Source organism: Bradyrhizobium macuxiense, assembly GCF_001542415.1.
GTDB lineage: Bacteria > Pseudomonadota > Alphaproteobacteria > Rhizobiales > Xanthobacteraceae > Bradyrhizobium > Bradyrhizobium macuxiense.
Window position 1 is genome coordinate 18,424 of record NZ_LNCU01000104.1, and the last position, 19,624, is coordinate 38,047.

General features: G+C 64.4%; 17 protein-coding genes. 10 read left to right on the forward strand and 7 right to left on the reverse strand.

The features are described 5' to 3' along the window. Positions 1-20 precede the first annotated feature (20 nt). The 5 genes from AS156_RS30855 (at position 21) to AS156_RS30875 (ending at position 7,273) form a co-directional block, all read left to right on the forward strand. Positions 21-2,360 carry a xanthine dehydrogenase family protein molybdopterin-binding subunit gene (locus AS156_RS30855; protein WP_066512814.1) on the forward strand — a complete coding sequence of 780 codons (2,340 nt, stop codon included), beginning with the start codon at positions 21-23 and terminating at the stop codon, positions 2,358-2,360. Between the two features lie 13 nt (positions 2,361-2,373). Beyond that, positions 2,374-3,174 carry an FAD binding domain-containing protein gene (locus tag AS156_RS30860; protein ID WP_066512819.1) on the forward strand — a complete coding sequence of 267 codons (801 nt, stop codon included), beginning with the start codon at positions 2,374-2,376 and terminating at the stop codon, positions 3,172-3,174. Between the two features lie 282 nt (positions 3,175-3,456). Then, positions 3,457-4,569: a CaiB/BaiF CoA transferase family protein gene (locus AS156_RS30865; protein ID WP_066512823.1), complete on the forward strand. Its 1,113-nt coding sequence runs from the start codon at positions 3,457-3,459 to the stop codon at positions 4,567-4,569. Between the two features lie 200 nt (positions 4,570-4,769). Continuing rightward, complete coding sequence (locus tag AS156_RS30870; RefSeq protein WP_210184223.1) at positions 4,770-6,053, forward strand: MFS transporter; 1,284 nt, start codon at positions 4,770-4,772, stop codon at positions 6,051-6,053. Positions 6,054-6,073: 20 nt separating this feature from the next. Beyond that, positions 6,074-7,273, forward strand: coding sequence for a M20 aminoacylase family protein (locus AS156_RS30875; RefSeq protein ID WP_066512829.1), 1,200 nt, complete (start codon positions 6,074-6,076; stop codon positions 7,271-7,273). A 21-nt stretch (positions 7,274-7,294) separates the two neighbouring features. Here the strand turns inward: AS156_RS30875 and hppD are convergent, their stop codons facing one another. Further along, on the reverse strand, positions 7,295-8,413 hold the full coding sequence (gene hppD / locus AS156_RS30880; protein WP_066512832.1) for a 4-hydroxyphenylpyruvate dioxygenase: 1,119 nt from the start codon (positions 8,411-8,413) through the stop codon (positions 7,295-7,297). Positions 8,414-8,536: 123 nt separating this feature from the next. Between hppD and AS156_RS30885 the strand changes: the two genes are divergently transcribed. After that, on the forward strand, positions 8,537-9,013 hold the full coding sequence (locus tag AS156_RS30885) for an Lrp/AsnC family transcriptional regulator (RefSeq protein ID WP_066512930.1): 477 nt from the start codon (positions 8,537-8,539) through the stop codon (positions 9,011-9,013). Between the two features lie 86 nt (positions 9,014-9,099). Further along, a complete protein-coding gene (locus tag AS156_RS30890; protein WP_066512835.1) occupies positions 9,100-9,411 on the forward strand; it encodes a DUF1272 domain-containing protein in 312 nt (103 codons plus the stop codon). Positions 9,412-9,540: 129 nt separating this feature from the next. On the opposite strand, the gene fahA is transcribed toward AS156_RS30890, so the two are convergent. The 5 genes from fahA to AS156_RS30915 form a co-directional block, all read right to left on the reverse strand. Next, positions 9,541-10,812, reverse strand: a complete 1,272-nt coding sequence (gene fahA, locus AS156_RS30895) for a fumarylacetoacetase (RefSeq protein WP_066512840.1) — start codon at positions 10,810-10,812, stop codon at positions 9,541-9,543. A gap of 107 nt (positions 10,813-10,919) precedes the next feature. Continuing rightward, positions 10,920-12,266 (reverse strand): homogentisate 1,2-dioxygenase, encoded by a 1,347-nt coding sequence (hmgA, locus tag AS156_RS30900; protein ID WP_066512843.1) that lies wholly within the window; start codon positions 12,264-12,266, stop codon positions 10,920-10,922. Between the two features lie 2 nt (positions 12,267-12,268). Next, positions 12,269-13,225, reverse strand: a complete 957-nt coding sequence (locus AS156_RS30905; protein WP_066512846.1) for an MBL fold metallo-hydrolase — start codon at positions 13,223-13,225, stop codon at positions 12,269-12,271. 28 nt (positions 13,226-13,253) lie between these two features. Then, on the reverse strand, positions 13,254-13,481 hold the full coding sequence (locus tag AS156_RS30910) for a DUF2783 domain-containing protein (protein WP_066512932.1): 228 nt from the start codon (positions 13,479-13,481) through the stop codon (positions 13,254-13,256). 10 nt (positions 13,482-13,491) lie between these two features. Beyond that, positions 13,492-15,120, reverse strand: coding sequence for an FAD-dependent oxidoreductase (locus AS156_RS30915; RefSeq protein ID WP_066512848.1), 1,629 nt, complete (start codon positions 15,118-15,120; stop codon positions 13,492-13,494). A 185-nt stretch (positions 15,121-15,305) separates the two neighbouring features. Between AS156_RS30915 and AS156_RS30920 the strand changes: the two genes are divergently transcribed. Next, the gene (locus AS156_RS30920; RefSeq protein ID WP_066512850.1) at positions 15,306-15,866 is read left to right on the forward strand and encodes a MarR family winged helix-turn-helix transcriptional regulator; all 561 of its coding nucleotides are present in this window, start codon (positions 15,306-15,308) and stop codon (positions 15,864-15,866) included. Positions 15,867-16,062: 196 nt separating this feature from the next. Here AS156_RS30920 and AS156_RS30925 read toward each other — a convergent pair whose 3' ends face one another. Then, complete coding sequence (locus AS156_RS30925) at positions 16,063-16,869, reverse strand: N-acyl homoserine lactonase family protein (protein WP_066512852.1); 807 nt, start codon at positions 16,867-16,869, stop codon at positions 16,063-16,065. A gap of 373 nt (positions 16,870-17,242) precedes the next feature. On the opposite strand from AS156_RS30925, the gene AS156_RS30930 reads away from it, so the two are divergent. Further along, complete coding sequence (locus AS156_RS30930; protein ID WP_066512935.1) at positions 17,243-18,727, forward strand: caspase family protein; 1,485 nt, start codon at positions 17,243-17,245, stop codon at positions 18,725-18,727. Positions 18,728-18,875: 148 nt separating this feature from the next. Further along, positions 18,876-19,535, forward strand: a complete 660-nt coding sequence (locus AS156_RS30935; RefSeq protein ID WP_066512854.1) for an OmpA family protein — start codon at positions 18,876-18,878, stop codon at positions 19,533-19,535. The last annotated feature ends 89 nt before the right edge of the window (positions 19,536-19,624 follow it).

A 19,624-nucleotide genomic window follows, 5' to 3' on the forward strand; every position in this document is an offset into this window, starting at 1 on the left:
CCGGTCGGGAGGACTAGACAATGGGTGTTGAAGGAATTGGCGCACGTGTCGTGCGCAAGGAAGATCGCCGGTTCATAACCGGACAGGGACGTTACGTCGACGACATCAAGATGGTGGGCATGAGCTACGCTCACTTCATTCGTAGCCCGCATGCGCATGCCAAGGTCAAGGGCCTCGATTCAGCCGAGGCCATGAAGATGCCCGGCGTGATCGCGGTGCTGACCGGACAGCAGCTCGTCGACGACAAGGTCGGCAATTTGATCTGCGGTTGGGCGATCACCTCGAAGGATGGTTCGCCGATGAAAATGGGCGCGTGGCCGGCGATGGCGCCGGAGACCGTGCGCTTCGTCGGACAGGCGGTCGCGGTCGTGATCGCCGAAACCAGGAACCAGGCCAAGGACGCCGCGGAAGCGGTCGTGGTCAATTACGAGGAGCTTCCCGCCGTGCCTGACATCGCGGCCGCGATCAAGCCCGGCGCGCCGCAGCTTCACCCCGAGGCTCCCGGCAACGTCGTCTATGACTGGCACCTCGGCGACGAAGCCGCGGTCAAGGACGCGTTCAGCAAGGCCGCCAATGTGGTGACGCTGGACCTCACCAACAACCGCCTGGTGCCCAACGCGATGGAGCCGCGCGCGGCGATTGCTCACTACGACCAGGCCGACGAGCACTACACGCTCTATACGACGTCGCAGAATCCGCACGTCGCCCGCCTGGTGCTGTCGGCGTTCTACAACATCGCGCCGGAGAACAAGCTGCGCGTGATCGCCCCCGACGTCGGCGGCGGCTTCGGCTCGAAGATCTACATCTATCCGGAAGAGATGGTGGCGCTGTGGGCGTCGAAGAAGGTGAACCGTCCGGTGAAGTGGACCGGCGACCGTTCCGAAGCCTTCCTCACCGACGCGCATGGCCGTGACCATGTCTCGAAAGCGGAGATGGCGTTCGACAAGGACAACAAGATCCTTGGTCTCCGGGTGAAGACCCACGCCAATTTCGGCGCCTATATGTCGCTGTTCTCCTCCGCAGTGCCGACCTATCTCTACGCAACGCTGCTGTCGGGGCAGTATGTGATCCCGGCGATCTACGCGGAGGTGATGGGCGTCTACACCAACACCACACCGGTCGATGCCTATCGCGGCGCCGGCCGACCCGAAGCGAGCTATTTGATCGAACGCATGATGGAGACCGCGGCGCGGCAGTTGAAGGTCGATCCGACCGAGCTGCGCAAGAAGAACTTCATCAACCAGTTCCCGTATCAGACGCCTGTCATCATGGCGTATGACATCGGCGACTTCCATGCCTCGATCGACGCCGCGATGAAGGCGATCGACTATGCCGGCTTCCCCGCCCGCAAGGCCAAGGCGAAAGCCGACGGCAAGCTGCGCGGCATCGGCATCTCCTGCTACATCGAGGCCTGCGGCATTGCGCCGTCGAAGGCGGTCGGCAGTCTCGGCGCCGGCGTCGGCCTGTGGGAATCGGCGGAGATCCGCGTCAACCCGGTCGGCACCATCGAGGTACTCACCGGCTCGCACAGCCATGGCCAGGGCCACGAGACGACGTTCTGCCAGATCATCGCGGAACGTCTCGGCGTGCCGCTCAGCCAGGTCTCGATCATCCATGGCGACACCGACAAGGTGCAGTTCGGCATGGGCACCTACGGCTCGCGTTCGCTCGCGGTCGGCGGCACCGCGATCGTGAAGGCGATGGAGAAGGTCGAGGCCAAGGCCAGGAAGATCGCGGCGCACGCGCTCGAAGCTTCCGAGAGCGACATCGTGATCGAGAACGGCGAGTTCAAGGTCACCGGCACCGACAAGTCGATCGCGCTGCCGATGGTCGCGCTCGCCGCCTACACCGCGCACAACCTGCCTGACGGCATGGAGCCCGGTCTGAAGGAGACGGCGTTCTACGACCCGACCAACTTCACCTTCCCGGCCGGCGCCTATATCTGCGAACTCGAGGTCGATCCCACCACCGGCAAGACCTCCTTCGTCAACTTCGTGGCCGCCGACGACTTCGGCCGGCTGATCAACCCGATGATCGTCGAAGGCCAGGTGCATGGCGGTCTGGCCCAGGGCATCGGTCAGGCCCTGCTCGAAGGCGCAGTCTATGACGGCTCCGGTCAGCTCGTGACCGCGTCATTCATGGACTACACCATGCCGCGCGCCGACGACCTGCCGTCGTTCCAGCTCTCCCACACCACGACGCTGTGTCCGGGCAATCCGCTCGGCGTCAAGGGCTGCGGCGAGGCCGGCGCGATCGGCGCTTCGGCTGCCGTGATCAACGCGATCACGGACGCCATCGGCAACAACAAGCTGGAAATGCCGGCGACGCCCGATCGCGTCTGGCACGCCATTCACGGTTGAGGGAGGAAGAGTCATGTACGAGACAAATTATCACCGCGCTTCCTCGGTCGCCGACGCCGCAGCAACGTTCGCCAAGGGCACGGAATCAAAATTCCTTGCCGGCGGACAAACCCTGCTTCCTGTGATGAAGCAGCGTCTCGCCGCGCCGTCCGACGTGATCGACCTCTCCAGGGTGCAGGAGATGATCGGCATCGAGGTGTCGGGCGACACGGTCACCATCAAGGCCGCGACGCCGCATTACGATGTGGCGCAAAGCGATGCGGTCAGGAAGGCGATCCCGGCGCTCGCCAATCTGGCGTCGATGATCGGCGATCCCGCCGTGCGCTATCGCGGCACGATCGGCGGCTCGCTCGCCAACAACGATCCGGCGGCGGACTATCCGGCGGCGGTGCTGGCGCTCGGCGCGACGGTCAAGACCAACAAGCGATCGATCGCGGCGGACGACTTCTTCAAGGGCCTGTTCTCGACGGCGCTTGAGGATGGCGAGATCATCACCGCGGTGTCCTTCCCGGTTCCCGCAAAGGCCGGCTACGCGAAGTTTCCGAACCCGGCCTCGCGCTTTGCCTTGACCGGCGTGTTCGTCGCCAAGACCAAGGCCGGCGACGTCCGCGCCGCGGCAACCGGTGCGTCGCAGAGCGGCGTCATGCGGGTTCCGGCGATCGAGGGTGCGCTGAAGACGAATTGGTCGGCCGCGGCGCTCGATAGCGTAAAGATCCCGTCGAACGGGCTGCTCGCTGACATCCACGGCTCGGCCGATTATCGCGCCAACCTGATCAAGGTGATGGGACAGCGCGCGGTGACCGCTGCGGGCTGATAGCGTCTAAACACAAGTTCGGGACGGCGCGCAGCGATGCGCGCCGTCCGCGTTTTACCGGCGCTTTCGGACAAAAGACGCTTGCCACGTCGCGCATTCGGCGAGACAATTTAGCTAATCAGCTAATTAAAAATACCGTCCTACGGACGGTCGGGAGAACGCATGTCTTTCGGAATTGCCTGCCCATACCAGCCGCCGCCAAAGTGACGCTGCGCGATCCCGACCGCCACGACCCCAAGACCTCGGCCGCTTCTTACATTCCCGCAACAACGGACCAACAACGTGCTCGATAAACCAGCCTCCCAGACCGCCGTCCGCGCCTCCGGCCCGCTCGCCGGCTTCCGCATCGTCGAATTCGCCGGCATCGGCCCCGGCCCGTTCGCCTGCATGCTGCTCGCCGACATGGGCGCCGAGGTCATCACCCTCGATCGCGTCGGCGCCGGCAAGAACCTGAAGGCGGTGGCGACGCGTGGCCGCAAGGTGATCGAGCTCGACCTGAAGAACAAGGCTGCGATATCAGAGGTGCTCGAGCTGCTGAGCCACGCCGATGCGTTGATCGAAGGCTTTCGTCCCGGGGTGATGGAGCGCCTCGGGCTCGGTCCCGACGTCGTGCTCGCGCGCAATCCGAAGCTGGTCTATGGCCGCATGACCGGCTGGGGCCAGGAAGGCCCGCTCGCGCACGCGGCCGGCCACGACATCAACTACATCTCGATCACCGGCGCGCTCGCCGCGATCGGCACTAAGGAGAAGCCGGTGCCGCCGCTCAACTTGGTTGGCGATTTCGGCGGCGGCGCGCTCTATCTCGTCGTCGGCGTGCTTGCCGCGCTGCTCGAAGCGCAGAAGTCCGGTAAGGGCCAGGTAGTCGACACCGCGATGTGCGACGGCGCCGCGTCCCTGATGTCGATGTTCTACGACATGGCCGCGCAGGGCCGCTGGAGCGGCGGCCGCGACCAGAACTTCCTCGACGGCGGCGCGCATTTCTACGGCGTCTACGAATGCTCCTGCGGCAACTTCATCTCGATCGGTTCGATCGAGCCGCAATTCTACGCGCTGCTGCGCAAGCATGCCGACCTGACCGACGCCGACTTCGACGCGCAGATGGATCGCAAGGCGTGGCCGCAGCTCAAGGAGAAGCTGACCAACGTCTTCAAGAGCAAGACGCGCGACGACTGGTGCAAGATCATGGAAGGCAGCGACATTTGCTTCGCGCCTGTACTCACCATGGCGGAGGCGCCGAAGCATCCGCACATGGCCGCGCGCAAGGTGTTCGTCGAGCGCCACGGCGTGACCCAGCCCGCGCCTGCGCCGCGCTTCTCGCGCACCCCGTCCGCCATCCGCGAACCGGAGGTCGCGAGCATCGGCGACGTGACGAGCGCCTGGAAGGATCGGAGCTAGGCTCGACGAACTGCACGGCGCCTGCCCGTAACTCCGGCCAGGTCCACAACGCCGTCATCCAAAGCCGCCGCGCGAAAGACCATTGCATTACGGCCCACCTCTTGCTTGTTGGCTCTGCCAAAATGACGCAGGGGGACGCCTTAATGAATCGTATGCCAACTAGTCGTATGCCAGCGGACCACCCGCCGCCTTCGCAGACCATGCGTGTGGGCGCGGCGATCCTGGGGAATGCGCTGGAGTTCTACGACTTCACGGTCTACGCGGCGTTCGCGACCTGGCTCGCCAAGGCCTTCTTTCCCGCGGAAAATCCGAGCACCAGCCTGCTGCTTGCGGTGGCGACGTTCGGCGTCGGCTTCGTGGTCCGGCCGCTGGGCGGCATCGTGATCGGCGCCTATGCCGACCGCTTCGGCCGCCGCCCCGCGATGACGCTGACCATCTGGCTGATGGCGGTCGGCAGCGGCATGATCGGGTTGTTGCCGACCTACCAGCAGATCGGCGTGCTCGCGCCTATCCTGCTGGTGTTCGCGCGCCTGCTGCAGGGCTTCTCCGCCGGCGGCGAGATGGGACCGGCGACGACCTATCTCTTGGAAAGCGCCCCCGCGCATCGCAAGGCATTCTTCGGTAGCTGGCAGCTTGCCAGCCAGAACCTCGGAAGCATGATCTCCGGCCTGATAGGACTGTTGCTGGCGCTGCTGATCACGCCCGGCGCCACCGATAGCTGGGGCTGGCGGGTGCCGTTCCTGCTCGGCATCCTGATCGCGCCGGTCGGCTATTACATTCGCCGGAACCTCGACGAGACCATGGATGCCAAGGAAGCCCATGGCAGCATGAGCCATGTGCTGTCCGACGTGCTGGCAAATCATTGGCAGAAGATCGCGCTCTGCATCCTCCTGATCTCAGGCGCGACCATCACCCAGTACTTCTTCCTCTATACGGCGACCTACGCCATCAGCACGCTGCATTACAGCCAGGGCTGGTCGATGGCTGCGAACCTCGCGATCGCGATCAGCGGCGCGATCTTCTCGCTGGTCGGCGGCGCCTTCGCGGACAAATACGGCGTGAAAGCCGTCGCGATCATCCCGCGCCTGATCGTGACGCTGCTGCTCTATCCGGCGCTGCACCTCGTGATCTCAGCCGGCTCGCCGCTGGTTCTCGTGATCACGGCCGCCTGCCTGATGGCGCTGCATGCCATGTCGTCCGGCGCCGGCATCATCCTCATTCCGATGATCTTCCCCTCTGCGGTGCGAACCGCAGGGCTGTCGATCGCCTACGCACTCGGCGTGACTATCTTCGGCGGCACCGCGCAGATCGTGTTCACCTGGATCATCGGCGCCACCGGCGATAAGCTGTCCTGGGTCTGGTACGTGATCATCATGAGCGTGATCAGCGCGCTGGCGACACTGGCGATCAAGGTGCCGGAAACGCTCAGAGGCAAACCTCGGGATGCCAAGCCGGCGGTGCCGCTGGCCGCCGCATCGAACTAACAGCCGCAAGGACGACCACGATGACAGAACATCCTCTGGTGACAGCGCTGAGAGCGCACGAGGCGGAGATGATCGACATCCGCCATCAGATCCACCGCAACCCCGAGGTAGGGTTCGAGGAGACCAGGACTGCCGCCCTGGTCGCCGAGAAGCTGCGCGCGTTCGGCCTCGAGGTGACGGAGGGCATCGCCAAGACCGGCGTGGTCGCGACCTTGAAGGGCCGGCAACCCGGTCAGCGCGCCATCGGATTGCGTGCCGATCTCGACGCGTTGCATATCCAGGAAGTGCCGGGCCGCGCTTACGGCTCGACCGTGCCGGGCAAGATGCACGCCTGCGGCCATGACGGTCACACCGCGATGCTGCTCGGCGCCGCGCGCTATCTGTCGGAGAACCCGGATTTCGGCGGCACGGTGAACTTCATCTTCCAGCCGGCGGAGGAAGGCCTCGGCGGCGGCAGGCAGATGGTCGAGGAAGGACTGTTCGAGAAATTCCCGGTCGATGCCGTCTACGGCATGCACAACATCCCCGGCGTTCCGGTCGGTCACTTCCGCACACGCACCGGACCGTTCCTGGCCGCGAGCGACAGCTGGGAGGTGAGCTTTCATGGCACCGGCGGCCATGGCGGCGCCGGCGCGCATCTGGCGACAGACCCCACGCTGCCGACCGCGCAATTCATCATGGCGATGCAAACCATCGTAAGCCGCTCGGTGCCGGCGATCGAGACCGCGGTCGTCAGCGTCGGCTCGATCATGGGCGGCGACCCGGGTTCGCCCAACATCATTCCGTCCAAGGTCACGATCACCGGCACCGCGCGCTCCTACAAGCCGCGCATCCGCGATCTGCTGGAAACGCGTTTGACGGAGCTGGCGCAGTCCCAGGCCGCGGCGTTCGGCTGCACCGCCGAGGTGATCTACAATCGTCGCTATCCGCCGCTGATCACGCATGCCGAGCAGACCAACCTCTCGATCGCCGCCGCGTCCGACCTCGTCGGCGCCGCGCAGGTCGACGGCAATGTGCAGCCGGTGACCGGCTCGGAGGATTTCTCCTTCATGCTGGAAGCCAAGCCCGGCGGCTTCATCATCATCGGCAACGGCGTCGCCGCCGATGGCTCATTCCACAACGTCCATACGCCGGGCTACGATTTCAACGACGACATCCTCGCGCTGGGCGCCGCCTATTGGGTGAAGCTGGTGCACACCGAGCTGGCGGTGGGGACATAATCCCCACCACCCGCGCTCCCGTCAGGCGGCGTGATCGACCTTGAGCACGCCGCGGCGGATCTGGTCTTCCTCGATCGATTCGAACAGCGCCTTGAAGTTGCCCTCGCCGAATCCATCGTCGCCCTTGCGCTGGATGAATTCGAAGAAGATCGGCCCGATCGCGTTCGCCGAGAAGATCTGCAGCAGCACCTTGGTCTGGCCGCCGTCGACCACGCCCTCGCCGTCGATCAGGATGCCGTTGGTCTGCAGCCGCGCGACGTCCTCGCCGTGCTTGGGCAGGCGCGCGTCGATCCGCTCGAAATAGGTGTCGGGCGGTGACGGCATGAACGGCAGACCGGCCTCGCGCAGCGTCTCGACCGTGCGGTGGATGTCGCGCGCGCCGCAGGCGATGTGCTGGATGCCCTCGCCGTGATAGGTGTTGAGATATTCCTCGATCTGCCCGGAATCGCCGGCGTCCTCGTTGATCGGAATCCGGATCTTGCCGTCCGGGCTGGTCAGCGCGCGGGAGAACAGGCCCGAGGCGCGGCCCTCGATGTCGAAGAAGCGGATCTGGCGGAAGTTGAACAGCTTTGCATAGAAGCCGGTCCAGACATCCATGCGGCCACGATGGACGTTGTGGGTGAGGTGATCGACGTAGTAGAGGCCCGAGCCCTCAGGCTGCGGGTTCTTCGCCCCGAGCCAGTCGAACTCGGCATCGTAGGCCGAACCCTTGGCGCCGTAGCGATCGACGAAATAGAGCAGGCTGCCGCCGATGCCCTTGATCGCGGGGACATCGAGCGTCTTCTGCGCCGATGTGACGTCCGCCGGCTCGGCACCGAGCGACAGCGCCCGCTCATAGGCCAGCTTCGCATCGACCACGCGGAACGCCATCGACGGCGCGCAAGGACCGTGCGCGGCGACGAAATTGAAGCCGTGGGTGCCGGGCTCCTCGTTGACGAGGTAGTTGATGTCGCCCTGGCGATAGACCGTGATGGCCTTGGTCTTGTGGCGGGCGACCGCGGCAAAGCCCATCAGCTTGAACAGGGCATGCAGTTCGCCTGGATTGGGATGGGCATATTCGACGAACTCGAAGCCGTCGGTACCCATCGGATTGTCGGCGCTGATCTCAGCCGGCGGCGCATCGTGCGGAAACGGACCCATGGCAGAATCTCCCTTATTTGTCTGGAGGCCAGTTTCCGTCGTCTGTCGCGCAACGTGCGTGCAAAATTAGTCTTTATTTGCTATGATCATGCATGAATTGTGCATGATATGGACGTATGGCGCATGACCGAAGTCGACGCTTTCGACCTCAAGATGCTGGCCGCGCTGCAGGATGATGGCCGGCTGACCAACCAGCAACTGGCCGACCTGGTCGGCCTGTCCGCCTCGCAATGCTCGCGACGGAGGATGCGGCTGGAGGAGGAGAAGGTCATCGCCGGCTACCACGCCGACCTCGCCGGCGAGGCGCTCGGCTTCGGCCTGATCGCCTTCATCCACATCACGCTGGCGACCCATTCGCCCGACAATGCCAAGCGGTTCCGCGAACTGGTCAACCGCGTCGACGACATCCAGGAGGCCTATGCGCTGACCGGCGATGCCGATTACGTGCTCAAGGTGATGCTGCGCGACCTCAAGAGCCTGTCCGACATCGTCAACAACGTGCTGATGCCGCACCAGAGCGTCGCCCATGTGCGCTCGTCGATCGTGCTCGATCGCCTGAAGGAGAGCAGCAAGCTGCCGCTGAAAGTGCTGCACACCTGACGCGGCGCAAATTGAGGGAAATACGTCATTCGTTTTTGCGACATGATTTGCGATCATCCCATCAACATCCGGAAAGAGAGACGACCATGGCGCTGCAGCTGCGACCGAACTGCGAATATTGCAACAAGGACCTGCCGCCGAGCGCGACGGACGCGCAGATCTGTTCGTATGAATGCACGTTCTGTGCGGATTGCGCGGAGACCAAGCTCGGCAATGTCTGCCCGAACTGCGGCGGCGGCTTCGCGCCGCGGCCGATCCGGCCTGCCAAGCCGTGGCGGCCGGGTGTCTGCACGGTAAACCAGCCGCCGTCGGACAAGCGGGTGCATCTGAAGTACAGCCTGGAGGATGTCGCGGCGCATTCGGCACGGTTGAGGGATATCAGGCCGGAGGAGCGGTAATAGCTCCTCGTCATTGCGAGGAGCGAAGCGACGAAGCAATCCATCCGTCGTCGCATGCGGATCGATGGATTGCTTCGCGGAGCCTGTCATCGGGCGCGCATCGCGCGACCAGTTGGCTCGCAATGACGATCACTCCGCCGCGACGATGGTCCCCTCGACCTCACCGAACCCGACGCGATAGCCGTCACCCTGGCACCAGCCACGCATGACCAGCGAATCGCCGTCTTCGAGGAACGAACGCTTGACGCCGCTGGCAAGCTCGACCGGCTCGCTGCCGTTCCAGCTGATTTCCAAGAGGCTGCCGCGCTGATACTTCTCCGGGCCGGAGATCGTGCCACTGCCGAGGAGGTCGCCGACATTCATGGCGCAGCCGGATGACGCATGATGCACGAGCTGCTGCACCGACGACCAGTACATGTACTTGAAGTTGGTGCTGCAGATCGTCTTCGCCTCGTTCATCGCGCCGGCGCGCAACGCGACATCGAGCTGCATGTCGTAATTGTTGGGCTGCACCTGCTTCAGATAGGCGAGCGGCTCCGGCTCCTGCGCCGGGCCCTGCATCCGGAACGGCTCCAGCGCCTCGCGCGTCACCACCCACGGGCTGATCGAGGTCGCGAACGCCTTGGCCTGGAACGGACCGAGCGGCACATACTCCCACTGCTGGATGTCGCGAGCGCTCCAGTCGTTGAGGATGACGAAGCCGAAGATCATCTCCTCGGCCTGCTTCTCGGTCAGCATCTCACCCATCGCTGATGCCTGTCCAACAACGACCCCCATCTCCAATTCGAAATCGAGCCGCTTGCAAGGGCCGAAGCTCGGCACCTCGGCGGTCGGCGGCTTGAGCTGCCCGCGCGGCCGGCGCACCTTGGTGCCTGACACCACCACCGTCGAAGCGCGGCCATTGTAGCCGATCGGCATATGCAGCCAGTTCGGCTGCAGCGCATTGTCCTTGCCGCGGAACATGACGCCGACATTGGTGGCGTGCTCCTTCGACGAGTAGAAATCGGTGTAGCCCGAGACGGCAAACGGCATGTAGAGCTTCACATCCGCCATCGGCACCAGCGCCCGCGCCCGCAATTCCCTGTTGTCGCGCAACTCAGGATGATCGGAGCGCAACAGCTCGCTGATCCGCGCCCGCGTCGCCGACCACGCTTTCGGCCCCAGCGCCATGAACGCATTGAGCGACGGCTGCGAGAACACGCCGAGCGGCCCGACATCGAGCCGCGAATCCTGCTCGAGCTCCCAGAGATCGAGCACATAGTCGCCGATCGCGACGCCGACGCGCGGGGCGAGGCCGTCCTTTGACGAGAACACGCCGTAGGGCAGGTTCTGGATCGGGAAGTCCGAGGTCGGTGCGACGTCGATGAAGGAACGGAGTTTGGGGTCGTTGGGGTTGGGCAAGATGCTTCTCCGGTGACTAACTTGTCATCGCCGGGCTTGACCCGGCGATCCATCGCTTTCTGAAAAGATGGATGGCCGGGTCAAGCCCGGCCATGACGACATGAAATCTACGGCTTGGTCGGATCGAACTTCTTCTCAAGTCCCTTCCAGCAATCCGAATAGTCATCCTGCAGCGTCGACGCCGTCGCGGCATGCTTGGTCACGCGCTGCGGGAAACGGGTCTCGAACATGAAGGCCATCGTGCCGGTCAGCTTCACCGGTTTCAGCTCGCTGTTGCTGGCGTGCTCGAAGGCTTCGCGATCGGGGCCGTGCGGCAGCATGCAGTTGTGGAGCGAGATGCCGCCGGGCACGAAGCCTTGCGGCTTGGCGTCGTAGACGCCGTAGATCAACCCCATGAACTCCGACATGATGTTCATATGATACCACGGCGGACGGAAGGTGTTCTCGGCCACCATCCAGCGCTCCGGGAAGATCACGAAGTCGATATTGGCGGTGCCGGCGGTCTCGGACGGCGAGGTCAGCACCGTGAAGATCGAGGGATCAGGATGATCGAAGGCGATCGCGCCGACCGGCGAGAAGGTGCGCAGATCGTATTTGTACGGCGCGTAGTTGCCGTGCCAGGCCACCACATCGATCGGCGAATGCGGCAGTGTAGTCTTGAACAGCGAGCCGCCCCATTTCACGTAGAGCTCGGTCGGCGTGTCCTTGTCCTCATAGGCGGCGACCGGGGTCAGGAAGTCGCGCGAGTTGGCGAGGCAGTTGGCGCCGATCGGGCCGCGCTCCGGCAGCGTGAAAGCGCCGCCGTAATTCTCGCAGAGATAGCCGCGCGCCGGGCCACCGGCAATCTCGACGCGGAACTTGACGCCGCGCGGGATCACCACGATCTCGCCGGGCTCGGCATCGATGCGGCCGAACTCGGTGACGAAGCGCAGATTGCCCTGCTGCAGCACGAACATCATCTCGCCATCGGCATTGTAGAAATGCTGATCCACCATCGATTTGGTGATGAGATAGACATGCGCCGCCATGCCGGCCTGGGTGTTCGCATCGCCCGCCGTTGTCATGGTCTGCACGCCCTGAAGGAAGGTCATATCCTCCTTCGGGATCGGCGCCGGGTCCCAGCGCAGCTGCGCGATCGGCATATCGTACTCATGGCATGGTGCGGTACGCCACAGACCGGCGTCGGCCTTGGCGAAGCGGCCAGAATGCCGCACCGACGGCCGGATGCGATAGAGCCAGGAGCGCTCATTGGTACCGCGCGGCGCGGTGAACGGCGAGCCGGACAACTGCTCGGCGTAGAGCCCGTAGGCGCAGCGCTGCGGCGAGTTGCGTCCCATCGGCAGCGCACCGGGCAGCGCCTCTGTCTCGAAGCTGTTGCCGAAGCCGGACATGTAGCCCGGCGTGACTTGACCCGAACTGCGAACGATCTGATCAGGCGAGGTGTTGATATTCATGGTCATCCTCCTCCTTGCAGGGCGGCCCACATTTCCTGGTCGCGCTTGTCGGTCCAGATCACGGGATCGTCGATCCCGGACGCCTCGTCATAGGCGCGGGAGACGTTGAACGGCAGGCAGTGCTCGTAGATCGCAAAGCTCGCGAACTTCGGATCCATCACCTCGCGCGTCGCCGCCATCGATTCCTTCAGCGTGCGGCCCTTGGCGACGGAGCTTTCGGCGGCTCCGTACAGCGTGTTGACGAAGTCACGGGTCATCGCGATCGCGTCGCGCGTGGTGGACAGGCCGGTCAGCGCATCGCCGCGGCCCGGCGCGATCGCCTTCGGATTGAAGGCGCGGATCTCGTTCAGCGTCATCGGCCATTCGCGCAGATGCGCGTCGCCGCAATAGCAGGCCGAGTGGTATTCGATGAGATCGCCGGAGAACATCACCTCGGCATCGGGCACCCAGGCGACGATGTCGCCCGAGGTGTGGCCGGCGCCAAGCTGCATCAATCGCACCTCGCGCTTGCCGAGATAGATCGACATCTCGCCTTCGAAGGTCAGCGTCGGCCAGGTCAGGCCGGGAATGCTCGCAGCATCCTGGAACAGGCGCGGAAAACGGCCGTACTCGGAATCCCAGTCCTGCTGGCCGCGCTCCTGGACCAGGCGATAGGTCTCCTGCGAGGCGACAATGCCCTGCGCCTTGTAGGCAGACGCGCCAAGCACGCGCACGGCGTGATAGTGCGACAGCACGACATATTTGATCGGCTTGTCGGTGACCTTGCGCACGCGCTCGATCACCTTGTTGGCCATCGCGGGCGTCGCCTGCGCGTCGAACACGAGGCAGCCGTCGTCGCCGACGATCACGGCGGTGTTGGGATCGCCCTCGGCAGTGAAGGCGTAGAGATCGGTTCCGATCTCGGAGAAGGTGACCTTCTTCTCTGCGAGGTCGGTGGTCGAGGCGAAACCTTTGGCCATCAGTTCAATCCTGTTCGTTTGATCAGAGCTATTGTTGTTGCTGTTGCTGCTGCTGGCTTGCATCCAGCGTCCGTCGTTTCGCCAGCGCGATCGCCTCGCGCAGCACCTCGATGTCGCCGATGTGATTGGCGAGCACCAGAACCAGCGCAGCATCGAAATCGGCGCTCTGCGCCTCGGTGAGGCCGCGGTGCGCCTCGACGATGGCGCGGAAGGCGTCATCGGGCCTGGCGAAGTTCGAATTAGTCGAGAGCGCCATCAGCGACACCTCAATTCAGGCCGGATGCGCGCGCCAGCGCTGCATCGAGCACCGGCCGCTGCACTTTCCGGAAGCGCGCCGCGACGTAGCCGTCGGGCCGCAGCAGATAGGCCGTATCGGGCTCGGCGTCGTAGCGCTTGCCGGCAAGGCCCTGCGCATCGACCAGCCCGCCCTCGCCGCCGACCTGGATCCTGCCGACGCCTTCGGGCACATCAACCGCCGCTCCATTGCCAAACGCGAGCAGCGTGAAACCTGTTCCCTGCTTGATGAAGACCTCGGTCAGGAAGGTCGGCTTGCCGTCGTTGTCGGCAACGGGCGCATCCAGCATCGAGGCGCCGGGCCGCGGCCCGCCGCGCCAGTCGTCGCGATCGGCCGTCGACAGCGGCGTGTCATAGATCGAGGGCACCGACAGCCGGCCGCCATTGACCATGCGCTTGCCGAACTCGGTTTCCTTGGCGAGCGACAGCACCGCCTGGCGCAGCCGCGCCTCCTGCCGCGTCACCGGCGCCATGAAGTCGGTCGAGCGCGTGGACTCGCGGATATTCTCGTCGGCCGCCGCGCTGCGTTCGACGTGATAGCTCTCCAGCAGCCCTTCCGGCGAGAGCCCGCGCAGCACGCGATCGAGCTTCCATGCCAGGTTTTCGGCGTCCTCGAGCCCGGAATTGGCGCCGCGTGCGCCGAACGGCGAAACCTGGTGCGCGGAATCGCCGGCGAAGATCACCCGGCCGTGGATGAACTTGGCCATCCGCCGGCACTGGAACTTGTAGAGCGAGATCCACTCGAAATCGAACTTGTCATGCCCCAGCATGCGCGCGATTCGCGGTCGCACATTCTCCGGCAGTTTCTCCACCGCCGGATCGGCATCCGGATTGAGTTGCAGATCGATCCGCCAGATGTCGTCCGGCTGCTTGTGCAGCAGCGCCGAGCGTCCCGCATGGAACGGCGGATCGAACCAGAACCAGCGCTCGGTCGGGAATGCCGCGGTCATCTTGACGTCGGCGATCAGGAACTGGTCCTCGAACACCTGGCCGGCGAACTCCGCACCGACCAGCTGCCGCAGCGACGAGCGGGCGCCGTCGCAGGCAATGACGAAGGTCGCATGCACCTGGTACGAGCCGTCGGGGGTAGCGATGGTCAGCGCGACGCCATCGTTGCGGCTCTCCAGCGCGATCACCTTGTTGCGCCAGCGCAGATCGATCCCGGGCAGTTGCTCGACGCGATCGACCAGATAGGCCTCTGCGTAGAACTGCTGCAAATTGATGAAAGCCGGCCGCTTGTGGCCCTCCTCCGGCAACAGGTTGAACTGATAGAGCTGCTGGTCGCCGTGAAAAATCTTGCCGACGCTCCACACCACGCCCTTGTCGACCATGCGGTCGCCGACGCCGAGACGATCCCAGAACTCCAATGAGCGCTTCGAGAAGCAGATCGCGCGCGAGCCCTCGCCGATTCGGTCGGCATCGTCGAGCAGCACCACGCGCTGGCCGCGCTGCGCGAGATCGATCGCCAGCGACAGACCGACCGGGCCGGCCCCCACGATCACGACAGGATGTTCCGCCGCGTTGGCGCCCGACCGATCCTGATCGGGATGGCGGCGATAGCCGAACTGGGTTTTGGCCTGTGCCGTTTTGGCTGCTGCCATTGCGTGACCCTGGGTGTTCCCTTCAGCGCCGGCCGTTGACGGCGGTCTGGTGTGACAAGCTTGCGACCAAGACCTGCCAGCAACCAAGACCTTGCGACCGGCCCGTGACCTTGCTAAATTAGTCTCACTTGCAACTATCTTAAACTCCCAGTCGGGCTCGCCGTCAACTCAAATTGGAGGGATTATTGGCAAGGACCTCTGCTAGCCAGCCTCCGGTCCACCCACGCGGCGCGGTGGAGACCGAATTGCGCGACGATGCCGCGCCGAAGAAGAAGCGCCTCGATCTCTTCCACTTCTTGCCATTCCGGCTGAACCGGCTCGCCGCCGAAGTCTCTTCGGCGCTCTCGAGCGAATATCAAACGCGCTACGGCCTCGACATTCCGGAGTGGCGCGTGCTCGCGACCCTCGGCTTCCGCAACGAGGCCTGCAGCGCGCAATACATCGCGCATTGCACCCGCACGCATAAATCCACCATCAGCCGCGCCGTCTCGGCGCTGATGGAGCGCGAGATCGTCGAGCGCGTCGAGAACGAGGACGACCGCCGTGAATTCCGCCTGCAACTGACGCGCGCCGGCCAGGCGCTCTACGAGGAGCTGATCCCGCGCCTGCTGCGCAAGGAGCAGGAGATTCTCTCCTGCCTGTCGGCGCAGGAGCGCCGCGATCTCGGACGCATGCTCGGCAAGATCGAGAAGAGCCTGGATCTGGTGCAGACCAGCGAAGAGGCCGACGCGAAGGAATCGTATTAGGCCCGGTTCTCTCCGCACGTCGTCCTTGCCTCCGTCGGGACAGCGTCGAGCCGGCATCCACTTCAATCGTCGCACAGCCACGTCTTCAATGTCATCGCTCGGCTTGACCGGGCGATCACAGCGATGGTGGGGACACAGCTTCGCATTCTCGCGACATGATCTGTCCGAGTTTTGCCTTTCGTTTCGCCGCAGGCCCCTACTTCGCAAACGACCGCGACGGCGCGAGATGCAGGGCGAATGCATCGACCTTGTCGCTGGCGCGCGGGTAGATCTCGCTCACGATCGGATCGTGCCCGGGGATGAAGCGGTCCGGGTGACCGGCGAGCCGCTCGACGGTCTCCCAGCCCTGAGCCATGTCGCCGACATTGTAGACGATCGGGAACGGGCTGCGCTTGTGCAGGTTTGCGTAATAATGCGCGGCATCGGACGCCAGCACGACAGGACCGCGTGCGGTCTCGACCCGCACCACCTGCAAGCCGTCGGAATGGCCGCCGACCCGATGCACAGTGACGCCGGGCGCGATCTCGCCGTCGCCGGAATGGAAGCTGACGCGCTCGCCATAGACATGGCGCAGCATCTGCGTGACGTGCTCGATCGAGAATGGGTGACGCAGCATGCCGTTGCACATGCAGCGGCCGGTCGCGTAGCTCATCTCGCGTTCCTGCAAATGGAAGCGGGCGTTCGGGAAGCGATCGAGATTGCCGGCGTGATCGTAGTGCAGATGGGTAACGATGACGTCGCGGATCGCGTCGGCGGCGACGCCGAAGCCTGCCAGCGCGTCGACCGGATTGAGCGTCAGCTTGCGCGCACGCGCCTTCGCCTCCTCGGCGTTGAAGCCGGTGTCGACCAGGATGTCACGGCCGTTGCCGCGGATCAGCCAGACGAAATAATCGAGATCCTGCGCGGTGATGTCGTGCGGATCGGGGACCAGGAAATTCAGGTGAGGCGTGCGCGGCGACATCGTCGCATAGCGCAGGGCATAGATCTCGTAGGCGTTTCCCATCGGTATCGCTCTTGTTTGCGTGGCTTGTTCTTGAATGGCTTGCCGTCCCGCACACAAAGCCATCGCCGCCCGCAAAGGTCAAACCTCGCGAGCGCGTGACGGGCGCATGACGGGTCGGCCATGGCCTCTGTGAGAGCTGTCACATTATCGGGTCGCGGGACCTTGCACCATGCGCAGACGGCCATGGCGCCATGACCGCAACGATTGCCGCTTCGGCTTCGCGGTGCAACGCCACGATTGCGACGATGCGGCAAGCCGTTGACGGGCTTTGACGCTGGTTTGATAATGGATTTTCCGTAGAATAGGGTCGCCGAGGCGCGAGCTGGAGTCGGCGCTATTTTGTTTGGAATGCCGGATCTGGATTGCCGCGATCATGAAAATCCGTCTTGCCTTGCTCGCCACGTTGATTTTTTCGATCGCCCCGCCCGTCCCGTCGCTTGCAGCCGGTGAACGTTTCGCACTGGTCATCGGCAATGCCAAATATCCCGACGCCGACACGCCGCTAAAGGAGCCGATCAACGACGCACGCGACGTGGCGGACGAACTCAAGCGCGATGGTTTCAATGTCGAGATCGGCGAGAACTTGACCGGCGACGGCATGCGCCGCGCCTTCGACAAACTCTATGACAAGATCAAGCCGGGCTCGGTCGCGCTGATCTTCTTCTCGGGCTACGGCATCCAGTCGAACCGGCAGAGCTACATGATCCCGGTCGATGCGCAGATCTGGGCCGAGGCCGACGTTCGCCGCGACGGCTTCAGCCTCGAGACCGCGCTCGGCGAGATCAACAGCCGCGGCGCCGGCGTCAAGATCGCCCTGATCGACGCCTCCAGGCGCAACCCGTTCGAACGAAGGTTCCGCAGCTTTTCCGCCGGCCTTGCCCCCGTGATCGCGCCCAATGGCACGCTGGTGATGTATTCGGCCGCGCTGTCGTCGGTGATCTCGGACAACGGCAGCGACCACAGCCTGTTCGTGCGGGAACTCCTGAAGGAGATCCGCAACCCCGATCTGCCCGCGGAAGAGACGCTGAATCGAACCCGGGTCGGCGTCACCCGCGCGTCGCGTCAGGAGCAGGTGCCGTGGATTTCGTCGTCGCTGGCGGAGGACTTCTCCTTCATTCCGGGCGGCACGCTGCGGCCTGCCAACGCGCCGCCAGCTCCATCGACCGAGGTAGCGACTGCACCGCCCGCTCCGCCTGCGGAGGCGCCACCCGCCGCAACAGCGATGGCACCAGCCGCTGCGGCCGCGCCGGCGCCACCGCCGCCGAAGCCGCCCGAGGTCGCCCTGCCACCACCGCAGCCGCCCGCGCCGGTGGTGATCCAGCCGACACCTGCGCCGGCCAACTCTCCCGTGGCTGCGCTGGCCGACGATCCGACCATCAAGGGCCTGAGCGACAGGCTGGACAAGAACCCTGACGATGCCGCCGCGCTGTATCGTCGCGGCCAGGTCTACGCCAGCAAGGGCGCCTACGACCTCGCGGTAAGGGACTTCACCAATTCGCTGCGGCTGAACCCCAAGGATGTCGAGGCCTATAACAACCGCTGCTGGGTCCGCACCGTGCTCGGCGACCTGCAGGCGGCGCTGAAGGACTGCAACGAGGCGCTGCGGCTGCGCCCGAATTTCGTCGATGCGCTCGACAGCCGCGGGCTGATGAACCTGAAGGGCGGACAAAACAAGAATGCCATCGCCGATTTCGACGCTGCGCTGAAGATCAACCCGCGGCTGACGTCGTCGCTGTACGGGCGGGGTCTCGCCAAGAAACGCAACGGTTCGGCCGCGGAAGGCGATCTCGACATCGCCAACGCCAAGGCGATGGACCCCAATATTGTGAAGGAGTTCGCCGAATACGGCGTGCAGTGACGGGGTCAATCGCGGCACGCGCACAGCCCGACCTCGAACCGCCTGCAGAATCGGTCGACTAAACAGAGGGTGCATGCCGGCGCTTCGTGCCGGCTGCCGATTTCAGTCAAGATTTGGAACCGCGCGCAATGCGCGCAGGAGGGACCAAATGTTCAAGCCGTCCGCAAACCTGTCGGCCATCCTCGCGATCATGACCGTCGGCGCCGCGCTCTCGCTCGGCATGGTGGCGGCCCGTGCCGGCGACGATGTCAGCGAGGAACAGATCCTCAAGGCGCTGACGCCCGAGAAGAAGCCGCTGACCCGTAGCCTGTCGACCGGCCCGCAAACCTCCGCTCCGCCCGGACTGACCACCGAGCAGGCCAGTTTCGTGCAGAGCGTCCGCGGCCGCGCCACCCGCTCGCTGTCATTGACCGAACGCGAGCAGATCGCGACCATCGTCCAGGACAGGCCGAAGATCGATCTCGAGATCAACTTCGACTACAACTCCTCCGATATCAGTACGAAATCGCTGCCCTCGGTGCAGGCGCTCGGCCGCGCTTTGACCAATCCCGAATTGAAGGGCTCAACCTTCGTGGTCGCCGGCCACACCGACGCTGCCGGCAGCGAGGACTACAACCAGGGCCTCTCCGAGCGCCGCGCCGACGCCATCAAGCGCTACCTCGTCGACAAATATGGCATCAACGGAAGCGACCTCGTCACCGTCGGTTACGGCAAGAGCAAGCTGAAGGACCCGAGCCAGCCGCTATCGGAAGTGAACCGCCGCGTGCAGGTGGTGAACGTGGAAAACAAGGCCACCGCATCCAAGTGATAGCCGTGGCATGCCACGCTTTTGAGGCTACAATGCGTCCCGCACCCCGGCGGGACGCATTTGCTTTTGGGGCAAGCCCGAGGCAAACG

Excerpts from the sequence above, each read along its gene's own strand:
- AS156_RS30890 (WP_066512835.1), top strand. The coding sequence starts at position 9,100 with ATGGCGCTGCAGCTGCGACCGAACTGCGAATATTGCAACAAGGACCTG.
- AS156_RS30855 (WP_066512814.1), top strand. The coding sequence starts at position 21 with ATGGGTGTTGAAGGAATTGGCGCACGTGTCGTGCGCAAGGAAGATCGC.
- AS156_RS30860 (WP_066512819.1), top strand. The coding sequence starts at position 2,374 with ATGTACGAGACAAATTATCACCGCGCTTCCTCGGTCGCCGACGCCGCA.
- AS156_RS30875 (WP_066512829.1), top strand. The coding sequence starts at position 6,074 with ATGACAGAACATCCTCTGGTGACAGCGCTGAGAGCGCACGAGGCGGAG.
- AS156_RS30870 (WP_210184223.1), top strand. The coding sequence starts at position 4,770 with ATGCGTGTGGGCGCGGCGATCCTGGGGAATGCGCTGGAGTTCTACGAC.
- hmgA (WP_066512843.1), bottom strand. The coding sequence starts at position 12,266 with ATGAATATCAACACCTCGCCTGATCAGATCGTTCGCAGTTCGGGTCAA.
- hppD (WP_066512832.1), bottom strand. The coding sequence starts at position 8,413 with ATGGGTCCGTTTCCGCACGATGCGCCGCCGGCTGAGATCAGCGCCGAC.
- AS156_RS30910 (WP_066512932.1), bottom strand. The coding sequence starts at position 13,481 with ATGGCGCTCTCGACTAATTCGAACTTCGCCAGGCCCGATGACGCCTTC.
- AS156_RS30915 (WP_066512848.1), bottom strand. The coding sequence starts at position 15,120 with ATGGCAGCAGCCAAAACGGCACAGGCCAAAACCCAGTTCGGCTATCGC.
- AS156_RS30885 (WP_066512930.1), top strand. The coding sequence starts at position 8,537 with ATGACCGAAGTCGACGCTTTCGACCTCAAGATGCTGGCCGCGCTGCAG.
- AS156_RS30905 (WP_066512846.1), bottom strand. The coding sequence starts at position 13,225 with ATGGCCAAAGGTTTCGCCTCGACCACCGACCTCGCAGAGAAGAAGGTC.
- AS156_RS30925 (WP_066512852.1), bottom strand. The coding sequence starts at position 16,869 with ATGGGAAACGCCTACGAGATCTATGCCCTGCGCTATGCGACGATGTCG.
- AS156_RS30930 (WP_066512935.1), top strand. The coding sequence starts at position 17,243 with ATGAAAATCCGTCTTGCCTTGCTCGCCACGTTGATTTTTTCGATCGCC.
- AS156_RS30935 (WP_066512854.1), top strand. The coding sequence starts at position 18,876 with ATGTTCAAGCCGTCCGCAAACCTGTCGGCCATCCTCGCGATCATGACC.